The sequence below is a fragment of the Lapidilactobacillus concavus DSM 17758 genome (assembly GCF_001435835.1).
GTDB classification, from domain to species: domain Bacteria; phylum Bacillota; class Bacilli; order Lactobacillales; family Lactobacillaceae; genus Lapidilactobacillus; species Lapidilactobacillus concavus.
Genome location: NZ_AZFX01000001.1, coordinates 25,246 through 42,192, shown reverse-complemented (window position 1 = coordinate 42,192; position 16,947 = coordinate 25,246). Strand labels below are relative to the sequence as shown.

General features: G+C 43.7%; 14 protein-coding genes. 3 read left to right on the top strand and 11 right to left on the bottom strand.

Going from position 1 to position 16,947, the window contains the following annotated elements; translation table 11 throughout:
• Positions 1-330: 330 nt before the first annotated feature.
• The 8 genes from FC15_RS00205 to obgE all read right to left on the bottom strand — a co-directional run bounded on the left by FC15_RS00205 (position 331) and on the right by obgE (position 8,490).
• The gene (locus FC15_RS00205; RefSeq protein ID WP_057822721.1) at positions 331-1,884 is read right to left on the bottom strand and encodes a bifunctional metallophosphatase/5'-nucleotidase; all 1,554 of its coding nucleotides are present in this window, start codon (positions 1,882-1,884) and stop codon (positions 331-333) included.
• A 6-nt stretch (positions 1,885-1,890) separates the two neighbouring features.
• On the bottom strand, positions 1,891-2,451 hold the full coding sequence (locus FC15_RS00200; RefSeq protein WP_057822719.1) for a DUF1836 domain-containing protein: 561 nt from the start codon (positions 2,449-2,451) through the stop codon (positions 1,891-1,893).
• A 142-nt stretch (positions 2,452-2,593) separates the two neighbouring features.
• The gene (rpmF, locus tag FC15_RS00195; protein ID WP_057822716.1) at positions 2,594-2,782 is read right to left on the bottom strand and encodes a 50S ribosomal protein L32; all 189 of its coding nucleotides are present in this window, start codon (positions 2,780-2,782) and stop codon (positions 2,594-2,596) included.
• A gap of 120 nt (positions 2,783-2,902) precedes the next feature.
• On the bottom strand, positions 2,903-3,316 hold the full coding sequence (locus tag FC15_RS00190) for a lipopolysaccharide assembly protein LapA domain-containing protein (protein ID WP_057822715.1): 414 nt from the start codon (positions 3,314-3,316) through the stop codon (positions 2,903-2,905).
• A gap of 21 nt (positions 3,317-3,337) precedes the next feature.
• Entirely contained in the window at positions 3,338-4,135 is a 798-nt protein-coding gene (locus FC15_RS00185; protein WP_162258392.1) for an SDR family NAD(P)-dependent oxidoreductase, read from the bottom strand.
• Positions 4,136-4,144: 9 nt separating this feature from the next.
• Positions 4,145-5,086, bottom strand: a complete 942-nt coding sequence (gene rnz, locus FC15_RS00180) for a ribonuclease Z (RefSeq protein ID WP_057822711.1) — start codon at positions 5,084-5,086, stop codon at positions 4,145-4,147.
• A 25-nt stretch (positions 5,087-5,111) separates the two neighbouring features.
• On the bottom strand, positions 5,112-7,124 hold the full coding sequence (locus FC15_RS00175) for an acyltransferase family protein (RefSeq protein WP_057822709.1): 2,013 nt from the start codon (positions 7,122-7,124) through the stop codon (positions 5,112-5,114).
• Between the two features lie 58 nt (positions 7,125-7,182).
• On the bottom strand, positions 7,183-8,490 hold the full coding sequence (gene obgE / locus FC15_RS00170) for a GTPase ObgE (protein WP_057822707.1): 1,308 nt from the start codon (positions 8,488-8,490) through the stop codon (positions 7,183-7,185).
• Positions 8,491-8,841: 351 nt separating this feature from the next.
• Here obgE and FC15_RS00165 point away from each other — a divergent pair, with 351 nt between their 5' ends.
• Genes FC15_RS00165 through FC15_RS00155 form a run of 3 tightly spaced genes read left to right on the top strand, consistent with a single transcriptional unit; the run spans position 8,842 to position 12,518 of the window.
• Entirely contained in the window at positions 8,842-9,597 is a 756-nt protein-coding gene (locus FC15_RS00165) for a DeoR/GlpR family DNA-binding transcription regulator (protein ID WP_057822705.1), read from the top strand.
• A complete protein-coding gene (pfkB, locus tag FC15_RS00160; protein ID WP_057822703.1) occupies positions 9,597-10,511 on the top strand; it encodes a 1-phosphofructokinase in 915 nt (304 codons plus the stop codon). The genes FC15_RS00165 and pfkB overlap by 1 nt, the downstream gene beginning before the upstream one ends.
• 57 nt (positions 10,512-10,568) lie before the next feature.
• A complete protein-coding gene (locus tag FC15_RS00155; RefSeq protein WP_057822701.1) occupies positions 10,569-12,518 on the top strand; it encodes a PTS fructose transporter subunit IIABC in 1,950 nt (649 codons plus the stop codon).
• Between the two features lie 105 nt (positions 12,519-12,623).
• Here FC15_RS00155 and FC15_RS00150 read toward each other — a convergent pair whose 3' ends face one another.
• The 3 genes from FC15_RS00150 to FC15_RS00140 all read right to left on the bottom strand — a co-directional run bounded on the left by FC15_RS00150 (position 12,624) and on the right by FC15_RS00140 (position 16,896).
• On the bottom strand, positions 12,624-14,051 hold the full coding sequence (locus FC15_RS00150; RefSeq protein WP_371861348.1) for an ABC transporter substrate-binding protein/permease: 1,428 nt from the start codon (positions 14,049-14,051) through the stop codon (positions 12,624-12,626).
• Positions 14,052-14,236: 185 nt separating this feature from the next.
• Complete coding sequence (uvrC, locus tag FC15_RS00145; protein WP_057822696.1) at positions 14,237-16,021, bottom strand: excinuclease ABC subunit UvrC; 1,785 nt, start codon at positions 16,019-16,021, stop codon at positions 14,237-14,239.
• Between the two features lie 134 nt (positions 16,022-16,155).
• Positions 16,156-16,896 carry an amino acid ABC transporter ATP-binding protein gene (locus FC15_RS00140; RefSeq protein ID WP_057822693.1) on the bottom strand — a complete coding sequence of 247 codons (741 nt, stop codon included), beginning with the start codon at positions 16,894-16,896 and terminating at the stop codon, positions 16,156-16,158.
• Positions 16,897-16,947: the final 51 nt, after the last annotated feature.

Genomic DNA, 16,947 nt, shown 5'->3' with positions numbered 1-16,947 from the left:
ATAAACTTTTACCGTTTAAATATATGCTTACAAACGCCGTTATGCAAACGTTTGTCGGCACTTTTTTGAATGGTCTATACCTTCATAAAGGTCGAACAAGCCTTTTATTTTACTTAAAATAATTTTGGTCTAGTCCGATACAGAAAGATCAAAATCCCGTCCCTTTATAAATGTATCCGCATTTATACTTAGAATTTTGCAACAAAAAAGGCCAATCTCAAAAATGGATCGACCTTCGTAGTTATCTTGATTACCTTAAGCCTTAAATAAATTTGGTTTGATGATTTGCGGCCTCATTCGAAACTAAGAGATCTCGTCAGCTAATTGGATTCATTGATGACTTGCAATTACCCGAAAATTCTCTTCGGTTTCAGCTTTGACAACGGGATGCTCACGCAAATAGTCCGCAATAATCTCGGTCATATCTTCGGTGACCTCGCGCACGATTTTATCTGCTGTGAACATTCGATAATTGCCACCGCCAACTGCACGGTACTGATTCACGACAACTTCTAATTCTCGATTGGGTTCAACTGGCACTTGCCCAACCGTCAATGTCGTGATCCGTTGCCCCACTGGTTGACTGACATCAATGGTATAATCCACCCCTGCATACATATCATAATTATAATGTTGAGGCTTTGGCTTAATAAATCTCGGATTAACAGTGATTGCGCCAGATTGATCTTGAATGAAATATTCTGCGGACTGTTCCAGCGCCGCCTTCAAATCTGCACCGGTCAATTTAACCACTGCTAACGTGTTCGGATAAATATAATTCGTCAACACTGAGCGGAAAGTGATCACCGAGCCGAATCCCTGGCCATCATTATTGAACAAGGCGGTTCCCGAAATTTTTGTCTGAGTTGCGGCACGTTGAACATCTTGAACAAACTGGATATAAGGATGTGGCGCGATTCTGACCGCAAATGGATCCTGAATCGTAAGATCACCCTCAGTTGTGCCCAGAGGTTGATCTAACCAGTCTTCGACATTACCATTATCAGCAAGTAAATTATCGGTTAACTGATTATTTGCAGTCGCATTGGCTGTCACTAATAATTCTGCGGTTGTACCCGTCACTTGCCGTTTTTCGTCGAGTGTCAGGACCATCTTGCCCACGTGCGTCGCCTTGGAGCCAGGTTGCGTTGTTGGAATCCCATCGATGACTTCCGCAACTTCGCGGTGTTGATGACCAGTGACTAAAGCATCAATGCCATCAACATGCTTTAAAAGCTCATAGCCTTCGTTCTCGCCGCTTAAAACTTCAGTTGGTGTTCCTGTCTGTAAATCACGTTCAAACCCACCATGATAGGCAACAACGACGATATCAGCAAGCTGGTGAAGTTGAGGAACCCATTTCTGGGCAGTTTCTGCCGCAGATTCAAAAACTAACCCACTAATTTTTTCTGGTGCTTCCCAATGAGGGATATACTGGGTCGTTAATCCCAGAACAGCTACCTTCAACTCGCCATAGTCAATGACTTCATACGGTTGGCCGAAAGCCGGTTCGCCATGTTCATCTAGAATATTGGCACACAAAAATTGGCGTTTACTGTTGTGAATTGCCGCCCGCAAATAATCCACGCCATAGTTAAATTCATGATTCCCGATAATCCCAACTTGATATGGCAACGCATTGTAAACCGACGTCATTCCTACGACCTGTTTAGCCACCTTGGCTTGATAGTAAGAATAGGCAGAACCCTGCAAAAAGTCACCATTTTCGATGATCAATACCGGCCCTTGCGCTTTTTCCTGCTCGTCTGCAATCACGCTGGCGGCCTTGGTCAATCCGAAGTTCGCGTTCAATTCACGATCACGATAATCCGTTGGTAAAAGATAACCATGAGTATCACTCGTCGATAAAATTGTGAGTTTCAAAATTTTTTAACCTTCTTTACTCAAAACTGGTTGATTCTGTGTTTGTAGCTTGGTCAAAAGGCGCAAAACAATAATGCGCTGAACAACCGTACTGCAACTTAATTTAACGAGGTTCGTCGCCTCGGCAACTACACTATCTTTCGTTGCAGAACTGATGACCACTTCCTGATGAAAATTGCTCGTTACATCGTGAATCGTCTTTAAAAAGATCGTCACGAAATAATCATAGGATTGACCGGGGTGACCCGCTTTAGACTGAGTGACTAACTGAAAACCCGTTTGAATATCCGCAATAGAAAAAACGCTCTTCAAAATAGCAATTACCACAAGACTAGCAACTTGATCTTGACCATATTTCTTCTTCTTCGGTGCAGTCAATAAGCCTGTCTTCACGTAATTATTGATCATTGCTGGTGTCAAACTGTCGAATTCTAACGGCTCTAACATTTGATTGATATAACTTACGACTTGATCCATGTAGAGATCAAATTTAGGTAATTCACTCCAACGAGGAATGTTTAACAACTGAATCTGCTTTAAATAATCTGAGAATTTTTGATTTTCCATTTGAATCACCTCACTAACAACATTTTAACACATCATTATAGGGACTAGGTAAGATATCATCATTAATTATTTCAGCGCACAAAAAAAGCCGACTCATTTCTGATCAGCTCTCATTGCCATCTATGGATATCAGTGGTCATCATTATTTAGCGTCTTGAGTTTCTTGTTTGAGCACTTGACGGCCCTTGTAGAAACCTTTAGGCGAAACATGATGGCTTAAACGGTATTCACCATTCGTTGCATCGAATTGTAAATTAGGTGTTTGCAATTTGATATGTCCACGACGTTGGCGTTTCTTTTGTTTTGAGGTGCGACGTGCAGGTACAGCCATTTTAAAAACTCCTTTTCAATAACGATTGAATTCAGCTAAAGCGACTATCAACTAGACAGCTTTTTCGTTCACCTAACTATAATACTATCAAAGTGATGACAACGCAAGTAAATCTTAACACTAGGCTTGAGTTTGTGAGTGATCACTCGCCAAGTCTGTTTTTTGATCGGACAATTCTTTCAATTGTGCCTGTAATTCAGCAATCGTCTTTGACTGAGCGGCAATATGCTCCTGATCAGCCGCCTTAAATTCGGCCACTTGCTGCTCGATGGCAGCTTGTTGGTCGTTTTTCAATTGAGTCACTTCAAGATTCAAGCGTTTATTCTGCTTCTTCAGTGAGAGATTGCTACCGGTTGCCAATAAGAAAGCGATCAACGCACCAATGACTAAGCTCAGTAATAGAATCAAAACGAGCGGCATGGCCACTTTGGCAAACCCAAAGTTGATTGAGACCGACTCAACATTCAAAACTGCAAAAATCACAACGACTAATGCTAATAATAACCCTAAGATAAAACGCCCTTGATTTTTCATGTTGCTCCCTCCTCCTGAGACTTATTTCTGGTTACCAATCGAACCAGCTAGAAAATCCCCAACGCGTGGAAATAGCGGGAAGAGCCGTGCAGCAACATCCATAAACCATGGCGCATTGATCTCGCGAACCGGATGACCAAAGCTGGCAACGATTTTTGTTGCTAAACGCTCGGGATCAAGGGTGATCCAACCCACCTTTTCTAAATATTGACGACCTGAATCAGCAATATTAAAGAAGTTAGTATTCACTGGGCCGGGATTAACGGTTGTCACCTTTACCTTAACGGGTTTTAATTCCAAGCGCAACGAATTGGAAAATGCGATCACAGCCGCTTTTGTTGCCGCGTATACGGCAGATTTTGGCGTCTGAATTTTACCAGCAATCGATCCAATATTGACGATATGACCCTGCGCTTCAAACATTGAGGGTGCCAGCAAACGTGTGAGTAACATTGTACCTAAGACATTGACCCGAAACATTTGTTCAATCGTCTCAAGATCGATTTCCATGAAGTTTGAAAAATCACCAAAACCCGCCGCATTGACGAGCACATCGACGTGATCCACTTCTTGAATGATCTGGTCAACAGCAGCCTCCAAATCGGAAAGTTGACTGACATCGACTTGAATGGCGGTTGCTTCAGTCAATGAAAGATTCGCACATTCATTTCTGACTTCGTTCAATCGATCAAGTCCACGAGCCAACAAAAAGACGCGTGCACCGCGACTCGCAGATTCTAAAGCAATTGCGCGACCAATCCCAGAAGAAGCTCCCGTAATGACAACGACCTTGTCTCGCAAAGTTCGATAATTATTCACCACAATCAATCACTCCTTTACCGCAACAGGCAACGGTATTTTGATAATATCAAAATCATTGACGACCCGAGTATTTGGAAAGACTTCTCGCGCTTCTTCTTGTAATTGGCGCGCAGCTCGTCCCAAATAGCGAGCAGAAATATGGGTTAAAAGTAAGCGTCTGCAGTGAGCCGCAACCGCAATTTGAGCGGCCTGAGTTGAGGTCGAATGGAAATACTGACGCGCAAGCTTGCTCTCATGTTGGCTGAACGTACTTTCATGAACCAAAACATCTGCGTCTTGCGCCAGCGTAATCGTGTGATCAGTCTTACGCGTATCCCCCATGATCGCGACGATTCGTCCTGGACGACTCTCCCCAATGTAGTCATGTCCATTCAAGACACGACCATCTGGCAGGCTCACTGTTTCACCTGCTTTTAATTTACCATAAATTGGGCCGGAAGGAACCTGTTCTGCCTTTAATTTATCGACTAATAATTCACCCGTAAACGCCGCTTCTTGAATTCGATAGCCATAACTGTCGATCCGGTGATCAAGTTTCAGTTGCGACACTTGAAATTGGTCATCCTCAAAGACAATTCCCGGCTCGGTGATTTCATGATAAGCGATTGGATAACTCAAGCGTGTGCCTGTAACGGCTAAAGAAGTTTGAACATAGCGTTTGATTCCCGTTGGGCCATATAAATCGAGACGCGTTTCGCCTCCTTGATTTGAACGGCTGGTCAAGAATCCAGGCAAACCAAAGATATGATCGCCATGCAGATGAGTAATGAAAATTTTATTTACTTTGCGCGGCTTAATGGTTGTTTTGAGAATCTGTTGCTGAGTTCCCTCGCCACAATCAAACAACCAAACCTCATTGCGCTCATCTAACAACTTCAACGCAATACTTGTCACATTTCGGCTACGAGCTGGCACACCAGCACCCGTTCCGAGAAACTCAATTTCCATTAACTGACCTCACCTTTTTAAATACTTATTTTGGTTCTTTCTGTAATTCACTCAATAATGACTTCGCAATAAAAGCCGTGTAATACGGTGATCCCTTTGGATTTGGATGGACATGATCGCCAGAGAACCAACCTGGATGTTGTTTAGCCGTATCATACCAATCGATGATTCGTAAGTTAGGATATTTCTTCGTTGCCTCATTCAATGCCGTATTAACTGTATTTTGCCATGGTCGTGTTGGGACATAAGCATTGATCCAGTAAACTTTTCGCTGGCCCAGCTTACTCATAATGTTGGCAAATTGTGGGTCTGTGAAGGAACCATTCGTCCCCATTCCGACTAATACAACATCAGACATCGCTCCTTTGGAAACGATACTGTCGATAATGCCTGGCAATTGATAAGCTTGCCGACTAACATCGGCATCCATATACATATTTGGAAAAATCCGCTTGTAATTCTGCGCACTACCCAACATGACAGAATCACCGATTGCGGTAATTTGCAGTGAGCGCGCAAAGGCAAGCTCTGACGCAGTCAAACCCTTTTGAATCAAATCAGTATTTGCGGGATCCTTCACAATCTCGGCAGCCTGTGATGAGCTGGAGATACGTTGTGATTCACTGATTGATTTACTCAAGGACTTGTCAGATTCAGCCTTGATACTCTCAGACTTCGCTTTTTTGCTCGATTCCTTAGAGGCACGTATCTTAGCTAATAACGACTTGTTCTGCGCAGCTGTCTTCTTTTTATTCGCCTTGATCGTATCGGCAACTTCAGAATGGTCAGCCGCATTCGTATGAACACCGAACGCTTGAACGACGCCAGTGGCACCCGTGCCTAGAATCAACACGAGGATCAATGTGACCAAGCGTTGTCGCCAGAGCTTCGGTGAACCCTGACGATTGAATAAAGAACGTAACCATTTACCAGTTTGACGATAATCAAATCGGCCAGTTGCCTTTTCAACAAAGCGGTAGGACAATTCACTGATCAGCAGAATTAAGGCAATCTCAATCACAGGGTACAATAAACGATGATCCGCGATATCTGTAAAGTGAGTCTCGAAGAAAATCATCACTGGAAATTGATAGAGATAAATCCCATAACTACGTGAACCAAACCAACTAAAGACACCGTTAGACAACAACTGATCCCAGTCAGCACCTGGATGCGCCACGATGGCCGTCAAAACGACGGTCAATAAGGAGAAGAGTACCATACCACCACGATACAAGAAACTCGACTGCGCATCAGAAGTCAACATCATGACGATCATGCCAAAGAAAGCCGCGGCGCCGATAATATCTAAAACGATCCGGTCAGATGTCGCGACTCTCGCCTTAAGCCGATTACTTGGCCAAATCAATGCCAAGGCACAGCCAAACAAGAGCGAAAACATCCGCGTGTCCGTCCCGTAATAAATTCGGCTTGGATCCGCACCGGGTGTGAAGAGTACGCCCATTAAGACGGCAGAAAAGAGGCCGAGAAACATCGTAATCCCGAAAATCGTGCGACGCTTCTGTTTGAAATGCAACAATAGCATAAAAAGTAACGGCCAAACCAGGTAAAATTGGCCTTCGATCGATAACGTCCACAAGTGTGTAAACGGCGATTCATTGCTTGCAAATCGTTCAAAGTACGATTGTCCATTGGCAATTTGCCACCAGTTGTAAACGTAAGCAATATTAGTGAAGACAATTTTGTGTAAATTGTACAGTAAACTACGCTGGAACAAGACGATATAGGCGGATGTTCCCAGCAACATTGTTATTAACGTTGGATAGAGTCGTTTCAGTCTTCGAATCCAAAAATTCTTAAAATCAAAATGTCCCGTGCGTTTAACATCAATAATCAAATGGTCCGTAATCAGATAACCTGATAAGACTAGGAAAATAGGGACACCTAGCATTCCTCCCTTAAAGACTCCCGGATTCAAATGATAGAAGATCACACCGATCACACCAAGTGTTCGCATGCCATCAAATCCCGTGATGTAACGCTTTCTCATTCTCTTTTGAGATTGCCCTTGTAACATATTTTCCCCTCATTTATTCAAAGACTGACTATAATCTAATAGTTAACAACAGCAGTGATTATTCAAGGAAGTCAAAGCTGAAGTCTGAAATCACGATCGTATCACCATTCTCTGCACCCGCTTCACGCAGCGCAGCTTCAATTCCCCAATTAGCCAGTGCCCGTGCGAAACGCATAATACCATCTTGATGATCCAAATTTGTCATCTTCACAAATTTTTCGATTCGGGCACCAGTGACCGTAAATTCATGATCATCAGTCTTTTCAATCTCAAAATCACGTTGATTCTCATTTGCTGAGAATTGGTAAGTCACAGATTGATCATCCGTGACGGGTTGCGAATGTAGCGAAGGTTTTGGTGTTCTTGCCAAAACATCGGCGGTTTGCTGTAACAACTTCTGCACACCCTGATGATTGATACTGGAAATTGGCACGACGAGCGGCTTCTGGTCAGGTATTTCAACAAATAATCTGCTGCGGAAGGTCGCAAGACGTTCTTCGGTTCCTGGCATGTCCATTTTTGTGGGCACAATAATTTCTGGTCGATTTAACAAGCTAGGATCGTATTGTTCCAATTCGTGACGAATTTGTTGGTAGTCTTCCCATGGGTCGCGCCCGTTCTCAGGATCCATATCAATCAGGTGTAAGATCACCCGAGTGCGTTCAATATGACGTAAAAATTGAATCCCCAAACCAACACCTTGCGCGGCGCCAGCAATTAGACCGGGTAAATCCGCCATCACGTAATCTCGACCATCATCAAGTTGGACCATCCCCAAATTAGGAACCAACGTCGTAAACTGATAGGATGCAATTTTTGGTTTTGCCGAAGTGGCAACTGATAACAACGTTGATTTACCAACGGATGGAAATCCAACCAAGCCAACATCAGCCAAGACTTTTAGCTCAAGTTGAAGTGTGCGTTCTTCACCAGGTTCACCATTTTCGGCGATTTCTGGTGCTGTATTACGCGCCGTTGCGAAATGAATATTGCCACGACCACCACGACCACCGCGGGCAACAACTAATTCTTGTCCGTTTTCGACGATATCACCAATAAACTCACCGGTTTCGATGTCTTTAACACTCGTTCCGGTTGGGACTTTAACGTACGTGTTCTCGGCGCCACGACCGTACATGGCTTTGTTCTGTCCATTTTGTCCGGCATCCGCTTTGAAATGACGACGATAACGAAAATCTAACAGTGTTCGGAGACCTTCATCGCCGACGAGCACAACATCACCGCCGTGGCCGCCATCACCACCCGCAGGACCACCATTAGGGACGAATTTCTCGTGTCGGAATGCGACGGATCCATCGCCACCCTTACCCGCTTTTACTTCAATTTTAATCTGATCAACAAACATTAGTGACCTCCTGAGTGACCTCGGCATATTTCAATCTTTTTACAATTGTGACAATCTGATTGCAGAATTCGAAAAGTTCATTCTCTATGATAACAAATTTTCAACGAAAAAGCATAAATTCGCGCGTACCCAAAGCATAATTTTTTATAAACGCAATGACATCCTTGCCTCATTTGAGAATTAACGGCGAATTTGACGTTTCAGTAAAACCAATCATTATCTTTCAATCGCTGTAATAACAATACTTGTATTCGAATTCACCTTGCATTAATTGACCATTATTGATAGAAAATGACAGATTTTGCTTGATTATTGAAATTTACCTGTTATACTCTTCTTGAGGTGAAAAACATGTTAACCGCGCAGCGATACCAAATCATTTTACAGACTTTGACGCAACAAGGTATTTGCAAACTTAATGAACTCGTCCACTTAACCGATGCTTCAGAGTCGACAATTCGACGTGATCTAGACGAATTAGAAGCTAAAGGATTGCTAGAACGAATTCATGGTGGTGCCCGTTTGTTGACGAAGTTGACGCCAGACCAGTCGCAAAACGATCGTGAGCAACTGAATCGTTCTGATAAAGAATTGATTGCTCGCCACGTTGCCAATCATGATATTCATGATGGACAAGTGATTTTTCTTGATGCCGGCACCTCGGTTCAAGAGATCATTCCGTTTCTGGGACGCTTCGATCAGTTGTCAATCGTTACCAATAGTGTCACGACTGCCCTGAAGTTGTCAGAACAGCATCTTGACGTCTTTCTACCGGCTGGTCACTTGAAGCAAACCACCAAGGCACTCGTTGGGTCATCAACCGTGAATGATCTGATGAGTTACCATTTCGATCTCGCCTTAATTGGGACCAATGGCATCGCCGTTACCGGTGCGCTAATGACACCAGATATTGACGAGGCAAATGTCAAGGCGGTTGCTATCAAGAATGCCACGAAAGCCATCGTCTTGAGTGATCAGACGAAGTTTAAACAAGTTGCTTTCGCCACCTTTGCAAGCCTTGCAGACATCAGCCAACTGGTGACTGCGCATCTCACCGCGCCCTTGCGTGAACAATTTAAACAAGAAAATATAAAGGAGTTGAGTTGATGATTTATACGGTGACAGTCAATCCTGCGATCGACTACATCATTCAGACGCCGAAACTAAATCTCGGTGAAGTCAACCGGCCACAGTATACAAACTTCATTGCCGGTGGAAAAGGTATCAATGTTTCTAAAATTTTGAATCAGTTGGACCGTCCAAATATTGCTTGGGGATTTCTAGGCGGTTTTACCGGTGAATTTCTCAAAACGACTTTAAGTGATGAACAGATTCATTCTGATTTTACCGCGATCAACGCAAATACACGTGTCAATGTCAAACTTAAAAGTGAAACTGAAACTGAGCTAAACGCGGCAGGCCCACGAGTTACCGCGGAAGAACTTGCAGATTTTAAGCAAAAATTCGATCAAGTTCAGGCTGGCGATATTGTGATCTTCTCCGGTAGTTTATTGCCACAACTGACCAATGACTTCTATCTAGAACTGATTGACTTGGTTGTTGCTAAGCAGGCGCAATTCGCGATTGATACAACTGGTCAAGCTTTGCTAGATACCCTTGACAAGCAACCGCTCGTCATTAAGCCCAACCATCATGAACTTGCCGATTTATTCCAAACGACGCTCCACGACGATGATGAACTTTTGACGTCTGCTGAAAAACTGCATGAACTCGGTGCTCATCACGTCCTGATCTCCATGGCTGGTGCGGGTGCTTATTTACTCGCCGAGGGCCATGTTTATCATTCTGCAGCGCCTAAGGGAACCGTCGTCAACTCTGTTGGCGCCGGTGATTCCATGTTAGCTGGTTACATCGGCGAATTCACCAAACATCACGATCCCGAGCTCGCCTTCAAATACGGCTTAGCTTGTGGTAGCGCAACCGCCTTTACCGAAAATATCGCAACCCTTAACCAGATCAATCAGCTATTACCACAAATCATCATTGATCGCGTGCGCTAATCCGTCGAAGCACCATCTCTTTTCTTTCGATAAATAATTAATATTGGAGGGTCACAAATGAAAATTCAAGATTTACTGCTCAAAGATGCCATGATCATGTCTTTAAAGGCAACGACTAAAGAAGCAGCCATTGATGAAATGATTGCACGTTACCACGATGTTGGCGTCATTGGAGATGTTGACAATTACCGCCAAGCAATCCTGAAACGCGAGTCAGAATCAACCACCGGTATTGGTGATGGTATCGCCATGCCCCATGCTAAAGTTAGCTCGGTCAACAAGGCCGCAGTTCTTTTTGCCAAAAGCGAAGCCGGCGTCGAATATAACGCCTTAGATGGTCAACCCGTTCATCTCTTCTTCATGATTGCTGCGCCAGAGGGTGCCAATAATGCCCATCTCCAAGCTTTATCTGCCCTCTCTTCTCTTTTGATCAATCCAGACTTAGTTGCCCAACTGAAACAAGCGCAAACGCCTGATGAAGTCCAACAACTTTTCTCAGATGCTCAAGCTAAGAAAGACGCAGAGGATCAGGCTCGTGAGGCGAAAGAAACAGCAACAGCAGCAGTCTCTGAAACACCAAAGATGACAACCTCTGAACAACGACCATATGTGGTTGCGGTAACCGCCTGTCCTACAGGAATCGCCCACACTTACATGGCCGAGGCTGCGCTGATTGAAGAAGCCGAGAAGATGCACGTTGACATCAAAGTCGAAACGAATGGATCAGAAGGCATCAAACATCGATTGACGGACCAAGATATCGCCAATGCAGTGGGGGTCATTGTTGCTGCGGATAAGAAAGTTGAAATGGCCCGCTTCAATGGCAAGCCATTGCTTAATCGTCCGGTAATTGATGGCATCAAGAAACCACACGAATTGATTCAAACCGTGATCGACCGCCAAGCGCCTACCTTCACGACTGAAGAAACAGCAACACATGACCAAAACGATGGCAATACGAAGTCTGCCGGCAGCCAACTGTACGGTCAATTAATGAATGGGATCTCCAACATGTTACCCTTCGTTGTTGCAGGTGGGATCGTCATGGCCCTCTCCTTCCTGATTGAACGCTTTACCGGCGATCAGTCACTCTGGTTCAAGTTCCCCAACATGATTGGTAACGCCGCATTCAGTTTCTTAATTCCAGTTCTTTCCGCATACATTGCCGAAGCAATCGGCGATCGTCCAGCTTTGATGCCAGGTTTCGTCGGTGGTTATATGGCAAGTCAGGCAACGATGAGTATCTTGCCTTCTAAGAGCCCTGCCGGATTCTTAGGTGGTTTGGTTGCCGGATTCCTCGCAGGATACGTCGTTGTCCTGATGAAAAAAGTCTTCAAAAAATTACCAAAAACGTTTGATGGCCTTAAACCTATCTTCATCTTCCCAATCTTAGGCCTACTAATTGTTGGCGCTGGCATGTATTTCGTGGTAGATCCAATCTTCGGATTCATCAATCACGGCATCACCGCATTCTTGAACAACATGGGTACAGCAAACGCGGTCGTTCTTGGCACGTTGCTCGGTGGAATGATGGCCATTGATATGGGTGGTCCCTTCAATAAAGCCGCTTATGTTTTTGCCATTGGTGCTTTCCAAACAACAGAGAATGGTGCCTTAATGGCAGCTGTCATGGTTGGTGGGATGGTTCCCCCACTTGCCATCGCTATCGCAACGACCTTCTGGCCACAGAAATGGACGGCGCGAAAACGTAATTCTGGTTTAAGTAATTATCTGCTTGGCATCTCTTTCATTACCGAGGGTGCAATTCCTTTTGCCGCTGCTGACCCATTGCGTGTCATTACTTCTAGCGTGATTGGCGCTGCAGTCGGTGGTGGTCTCAGTCAACTGCTCAACGTGAATGTTCCTGCGCCACACGGTGGATTGTTCGTGATCTTTCTCGCCAACAATCCATTAGGTTATCTCATTTCCGTCGTTGTTGGTGCAGCCATCTCAGGTTTGATTCTTGGCCTCTGGAAAAAATCGCTTGTGACCAATCAAGCTGCTTAATTGAAACAAATAAATAATCATGAGTTGATGACAGGATCATTCATCAGACTCATGATTTTTTTGTCGCTTCAATTGACTATCAATTTTCTCTTCAAGGTCTAGTGATTAATCAAAGACTTCGTTGTTCGCCTTGCCAACCTTCATTTTCTTCTCAAAATAACGTAAGAGCAAGGATAAAATCAGTGTCAAGACAAAGTAAATCAATGATGTGATCACCAGTGGTAAGAACGGTTTAAAGCTGGATCCTTGAATAACACTCGTTTGGAACATCAACTCACCAACACCGATAACACTGACAATCGCGGATTCCTTCAACAATGAAATGAATTCATTACCTAAGGCAGGCAAAATCGTTTTGATTGCCTGTGGTAGGATAACTAATCGCATCGTCTTTTTATTCGAGAGGCCCAGCGAGCGTGCAGCTTCAGTCTGTCCCTTAGCCACAGACTGGATGCCTGAACGAATGACTTCGAAAACATACGCGCCAGAATTGAGTGATAACGCAATGGCGGCAGAAACGAAGGCAGACACATTCAGATGAATCACTTGAGTCCCAAAATAAATCATGAAGACCTGAACCAATAATGGTGTCCCGCGGAAATACTGGATATAAACTGTCGCGATTGCCTTCAAAAGTTTGTTCTTAGCACGCTTCATCAACGCTAATAACGTCCCCAATAAACTACCAAACAGTACACCAACAATCGTCAATATAATTGTGATGCCAGTTCCCTTAATGAAATAACTCCCATAGGCTTGCCAGAAATTTTGCTTAGAAAACATCTGGTCATTAGCCGTTTTGCGCCATTTCTTGAACTGACCATTCGCCTTCACTTTTTTAATCGTGCGATTCACCGATGCCAGATAAGCGGGTGAACCTTTAGGCAGCGCAATGGCACAATCATAATCCGCATTTGTAAACTTGATATTGGCCAGCGTCAATGCTTGATTTGTTTGAACGTAAGCATCTGCAACTGGTGCTTCAACAACAACAGCATTTAACTTCTTCTGTTGCAAATTCAGAATTAAGTCGGTCACTTTTTTCAAAGAAACGACCTTTGCGCCACTCATTTCCTCTTTAGCAGTTGTTTCTTGTGTCGTTTGTTTTTGAACGCCGACACGCTGACCTTTGAAGTCCATGACGCTGCGATACTTATTCTCCTCGCCTTTACGAACGATCACCTTCTGTGCCACTCGCAAGTATGAATCTGAGAAGGCAACTTCCTTCATCCGTTCCGGGGTCGGTGTCATTGCAGAAACGATCATATCGACTTTGCCTGTCTTTAGGCTGCCTAATAATGAATCAAATCCCAATTCCTTAATACGCAATTCAACGCCGATATCCTTAGCGACCTGACGTGCCAATTCAATATCAAAACCAACCACCTTATCTTCACCATTGATGGTTTTATGAAATTCATAAGGTGGATAATCGGCGGAAACACCCAGAACCATGTACCCTCGTTTCTTAATGGCGGTCAACTGTGCATCCGTCTTTGTGGCAGCTTGGACAGTCGTGCTCACCGGACCAATCACCGTGCCCAATAACAAAACGAAACAGAAAACGATCCAAGTTAAAAAGTGCTTTTGATTTTTTTCATGATGTCAACTTCCCCTATTGATAATAAAAGTATTATACACTATTTTTTATATTTATGCACGATTAATTTCTAAAAATTTATTTTTATTCATTTTCAAACACAAAAAAGCTTGCGAGACTATTGAATCGCAAGCTTGATTGTTTGTGCAATTGTTTTAGAGATACCCAATTCTTGGAGCTCTTCCAATGAAGCGTCCTTGATTTTCTTCATCGAACCAAAATGCTTCAGTAACTTAGTTCTCGTTTTTGGACCGACACCTTGAATCGTTTCTAATCTCGAAGAAAGACTGTTCTTCGCATGAGTTTGACGGTGAAAGGTGATGGCAAAACGGTGTACTTCATCTTGGATCCGTTGCAGTAAATAAAAGCCTTGAGACTTAGGATCCAGTGGCACATGATGACCATCCTCACCGAAAATCAGTTGCGCCGTCTTATGTTTATCGTTCTTGACCATGCCTGCGACCGGTGTGAATAAATTCAATTCATTCTCAAGTACATCTTTGGCCGCGTTCATTTCGATGATGCCACCATCCATCAAAATCAAGTCTGGTAATGCCTTGCTTTCTTTCAATAGCCGGGTAAATCGACGACGAATCACTTCTCTGGTATTCGCGGCTTCATCGGCACCTTGCTGATCCTCGACGTCTCCCCGCAACTTATACTTACGATAATTAGACTTATCCGGACGACCATCAAGAAAACTAACCATCGCCGAAACAGGATCGGCGCCCTGAATATGCGAGTGGTCAAACGCTTCTATGACATGACCATTTGGCAATCCTAATGCAGATAAAATTTCATTTTGTGCCCCAATGGTTTGGCGTTCATCCAACTCCAATAAGCGAAACTTTTCATCGAGTACTAGCTTGGCATTTTTTTCAGCTAGCGCCAATAATTCGCGTTTCTGTCCACGGCTAGGCGTTCTCACCGGCACCTTCAAAATCTCGCTCAGAATCGATTGTCCAATGTTCTTTGGCACTAAAATTTCTTTTGGTAAGACGTTGTTCTTTCGATTGTAGAACTGCAAAATAAACGTTGAAAGCTCTTCTTCGGGAGTGCTGATCAACGGAATCAATCGTTTCTCTCGTTTCATCAACCTTGCTTGACGTATGAAGAAGACCTGAATCGATAACCAGCCCTTATCCACGTAATAACCAAAAATATCGCGTGGTGTATTATCGTGAGAGATAATTTTCTGTTTCTCAACTGTGGCATCGATATAATGCAACTGGTCGCGTAATTCGGCCGCACGTTCGAATTGTAGCTTAGCCGAAGCCGTCTGCATCTCATTCGTCAACTTACGCTTGATCTCGCCAACATGACCATTCAAAAAGCGCTTGATTTTCTCAATCTGACGTTGATAAGTTTCCTCTGGCACTTCTTTAAAACAAGCACCTAAACATTGACCCATATGATAATACAAACATGGTCGGTGTAAATGGCCTTGACAACGACGCAATGGATAAACTTTCTGAATAAAGTGCATCGTTTCTTCAGCCGCATAAACATTCGTGTAGGGACCAAAATAATAGGCGCCATCTTTTTTGATTTGGCCGGTGATCTGAATCATTGGATCCCGCTCGTTGGTGATTTTAATGTAAGGATAACCCGTCCCTTGTTTCAATCGGATATTATAATAAGGCTGATGCTTCTGGATCAGCGTAATTTCTAACAGGAAGGCTTCTTTATCCGTGCTGGTAATAATCGTCTCAAAATCGACAATTTCTTCGACCAGACGTGCCGTCTTTCCAGTATGTGCACTCTTAAAATATGAGCGCACGCGATTCTTTAAATTCTTAGCCTTGCCCACATAAATGACCTGCGCGTTGATATTCTTCATCAAATAGCAACCTGGCAGGTCAGGCAATAAGGCTAGTTTATGCTCAATATGTTCTGAAGCCATCGTTAGCCTCCATCATTTGATTTTTAACACGCAAAAAGCCACAATACCCTGTTTAGTATTGTAGCTTAGAATCGTCAAAATTTAAACTTAGCCGACTTGACCGTCTCGCCAGCTCGGCAATTAGAGATCAGCTATTAGCTGACTAATACTTTAGAAAGAAAGTCTTGTGTCCGTGCTTCTTGTGGATGATCAAAGACTTGAGTGGGCGTTCCTTTTTCGATCAGTTGCCCCTCATCCATGAACCAGACCTGATCGGCCACGTTCTTGGCGAAGCCCATTTCATGAGTCACGATAATCATCGTCATCCCAGTCTGCGCCAGATTCTTGATGACGTTCAAAACTTCGCCGACCATCTCTGGATCCAACGCCGAAGTCGGCTCATCAAACAACATGACATCTGGATGCATCGCTAAGGCACGCGCAATCGCGACCCGTTGTTGCTGACCACCTGATAAACTCGTCGGCTGTGCATCAGCTTTATCTGCTAACCCAACTTGTTCAAGCAAGGCTTGGCTTTGTTTCGTCGCCGCTTCTGCCGTTAACCCTTGAACATTCATTGGTGCAAGGTTCACATTTTCGAGCTCCGAATAATTTGCAAATAAGTTAAAAGATTGGAAGACCATCCCCATTTTTTCACGAATCTTATCCAATTCGTTCTCAGTTAACTGGTTGATCGTCTGATCTTCAAAAACAACTGAGCCTGATGTTGGTTGCTCTAACAAATTTAAGTAGCGATGATAGGTACTCTTACCACTACCGGAAGGTCCAATCACGGCAATGACTTGGCCTTGCTCGATTTTTGAATCAATCCCTTTCAGGACAAGATTATCACCGAATTTCTTGGTTAATTGTTTCGTTTCTAGAATTACTGTCATCATTTCACCCGCTTTAAGAATGAACAAAGTATATCATTAAATTTATAAATA

Bases quoted from the DNA above. Each gene is read 5' to 3' on its own strand.
- FC15_RS00200 (WP_057822719.1), bottom strand. From the start codon at position 2,451: ATGGAAAATCAAAAATTCTCAGATTATTTAAAGCAGATTCAGTTGTTA.
- FC15_RS00175 (WP_057822709.1), bottom strand. From the start codon at position 7,124: ATGTTACAAGGGCAATCTCAAAAGAGAATGAGAAAGCGTTACATCACG.
- uvrC (WP_057822696.1), bottom strand. From the start codon at position 16,021: ATGGCTTCAGAACATATTGAGCATAAACTAGCCTTATTGCCTGACCTG.
- rnz (WP_057822711.1), bottom strand. From the start codon at position 5,086: ATGGAAATTGAGTTTCTCGGAACGGGTGCTGGTGTGCCAGCTCGTAGC.
- rpmF (WP_057822716.1), bottom strand. From the start codon at position 2,782: ATGGCTGTACCTGCACGTCGCACCTCAAAACAAAAGAAACGCCAACGT.
- FC15_RS00140 (WP_057822693.1), bottom strand. From the start codon at position 16,896: ATGACAGTAATTCTAGAAACGAAACAATTAACCAAGAAATTCGGTGAT.
- FC15_RS00165 (WP_057822705.1), top strand. From the start codon at position 8,842: ATGTTAACCGCGCAGCGATACCAAATCATTTTACAGACTTTGACGCAA.
- FC15_RS00190 (WP_057822715.1), bottom strand. From the start codon at position 3,316: ATGAAAAATCAAGGGCGTTTTATCTTAGGGTTATTATTAGCATTAGTC.
- obgE (WP_057822707.1), bottom strand. From the start codon at position 8,490: ATGTTTGTTGATCAGATTAAAATTGAAGTAAAAGCGGGTAAGGGTGGC.
- FC15_RS00155 (WP_057822701.1), top strand. From the start codon at position 10,569: ATGAAAATTCAAGATTTACTGCTCAAAGATGCCATGATCATGTCTTTA.
- pfkB (WP_057822703.1), top strand. From the start codon at position 9,597: ATGATTTATACGGTGACAGTCAATCCTGCGATCGACTACATCATTCAG.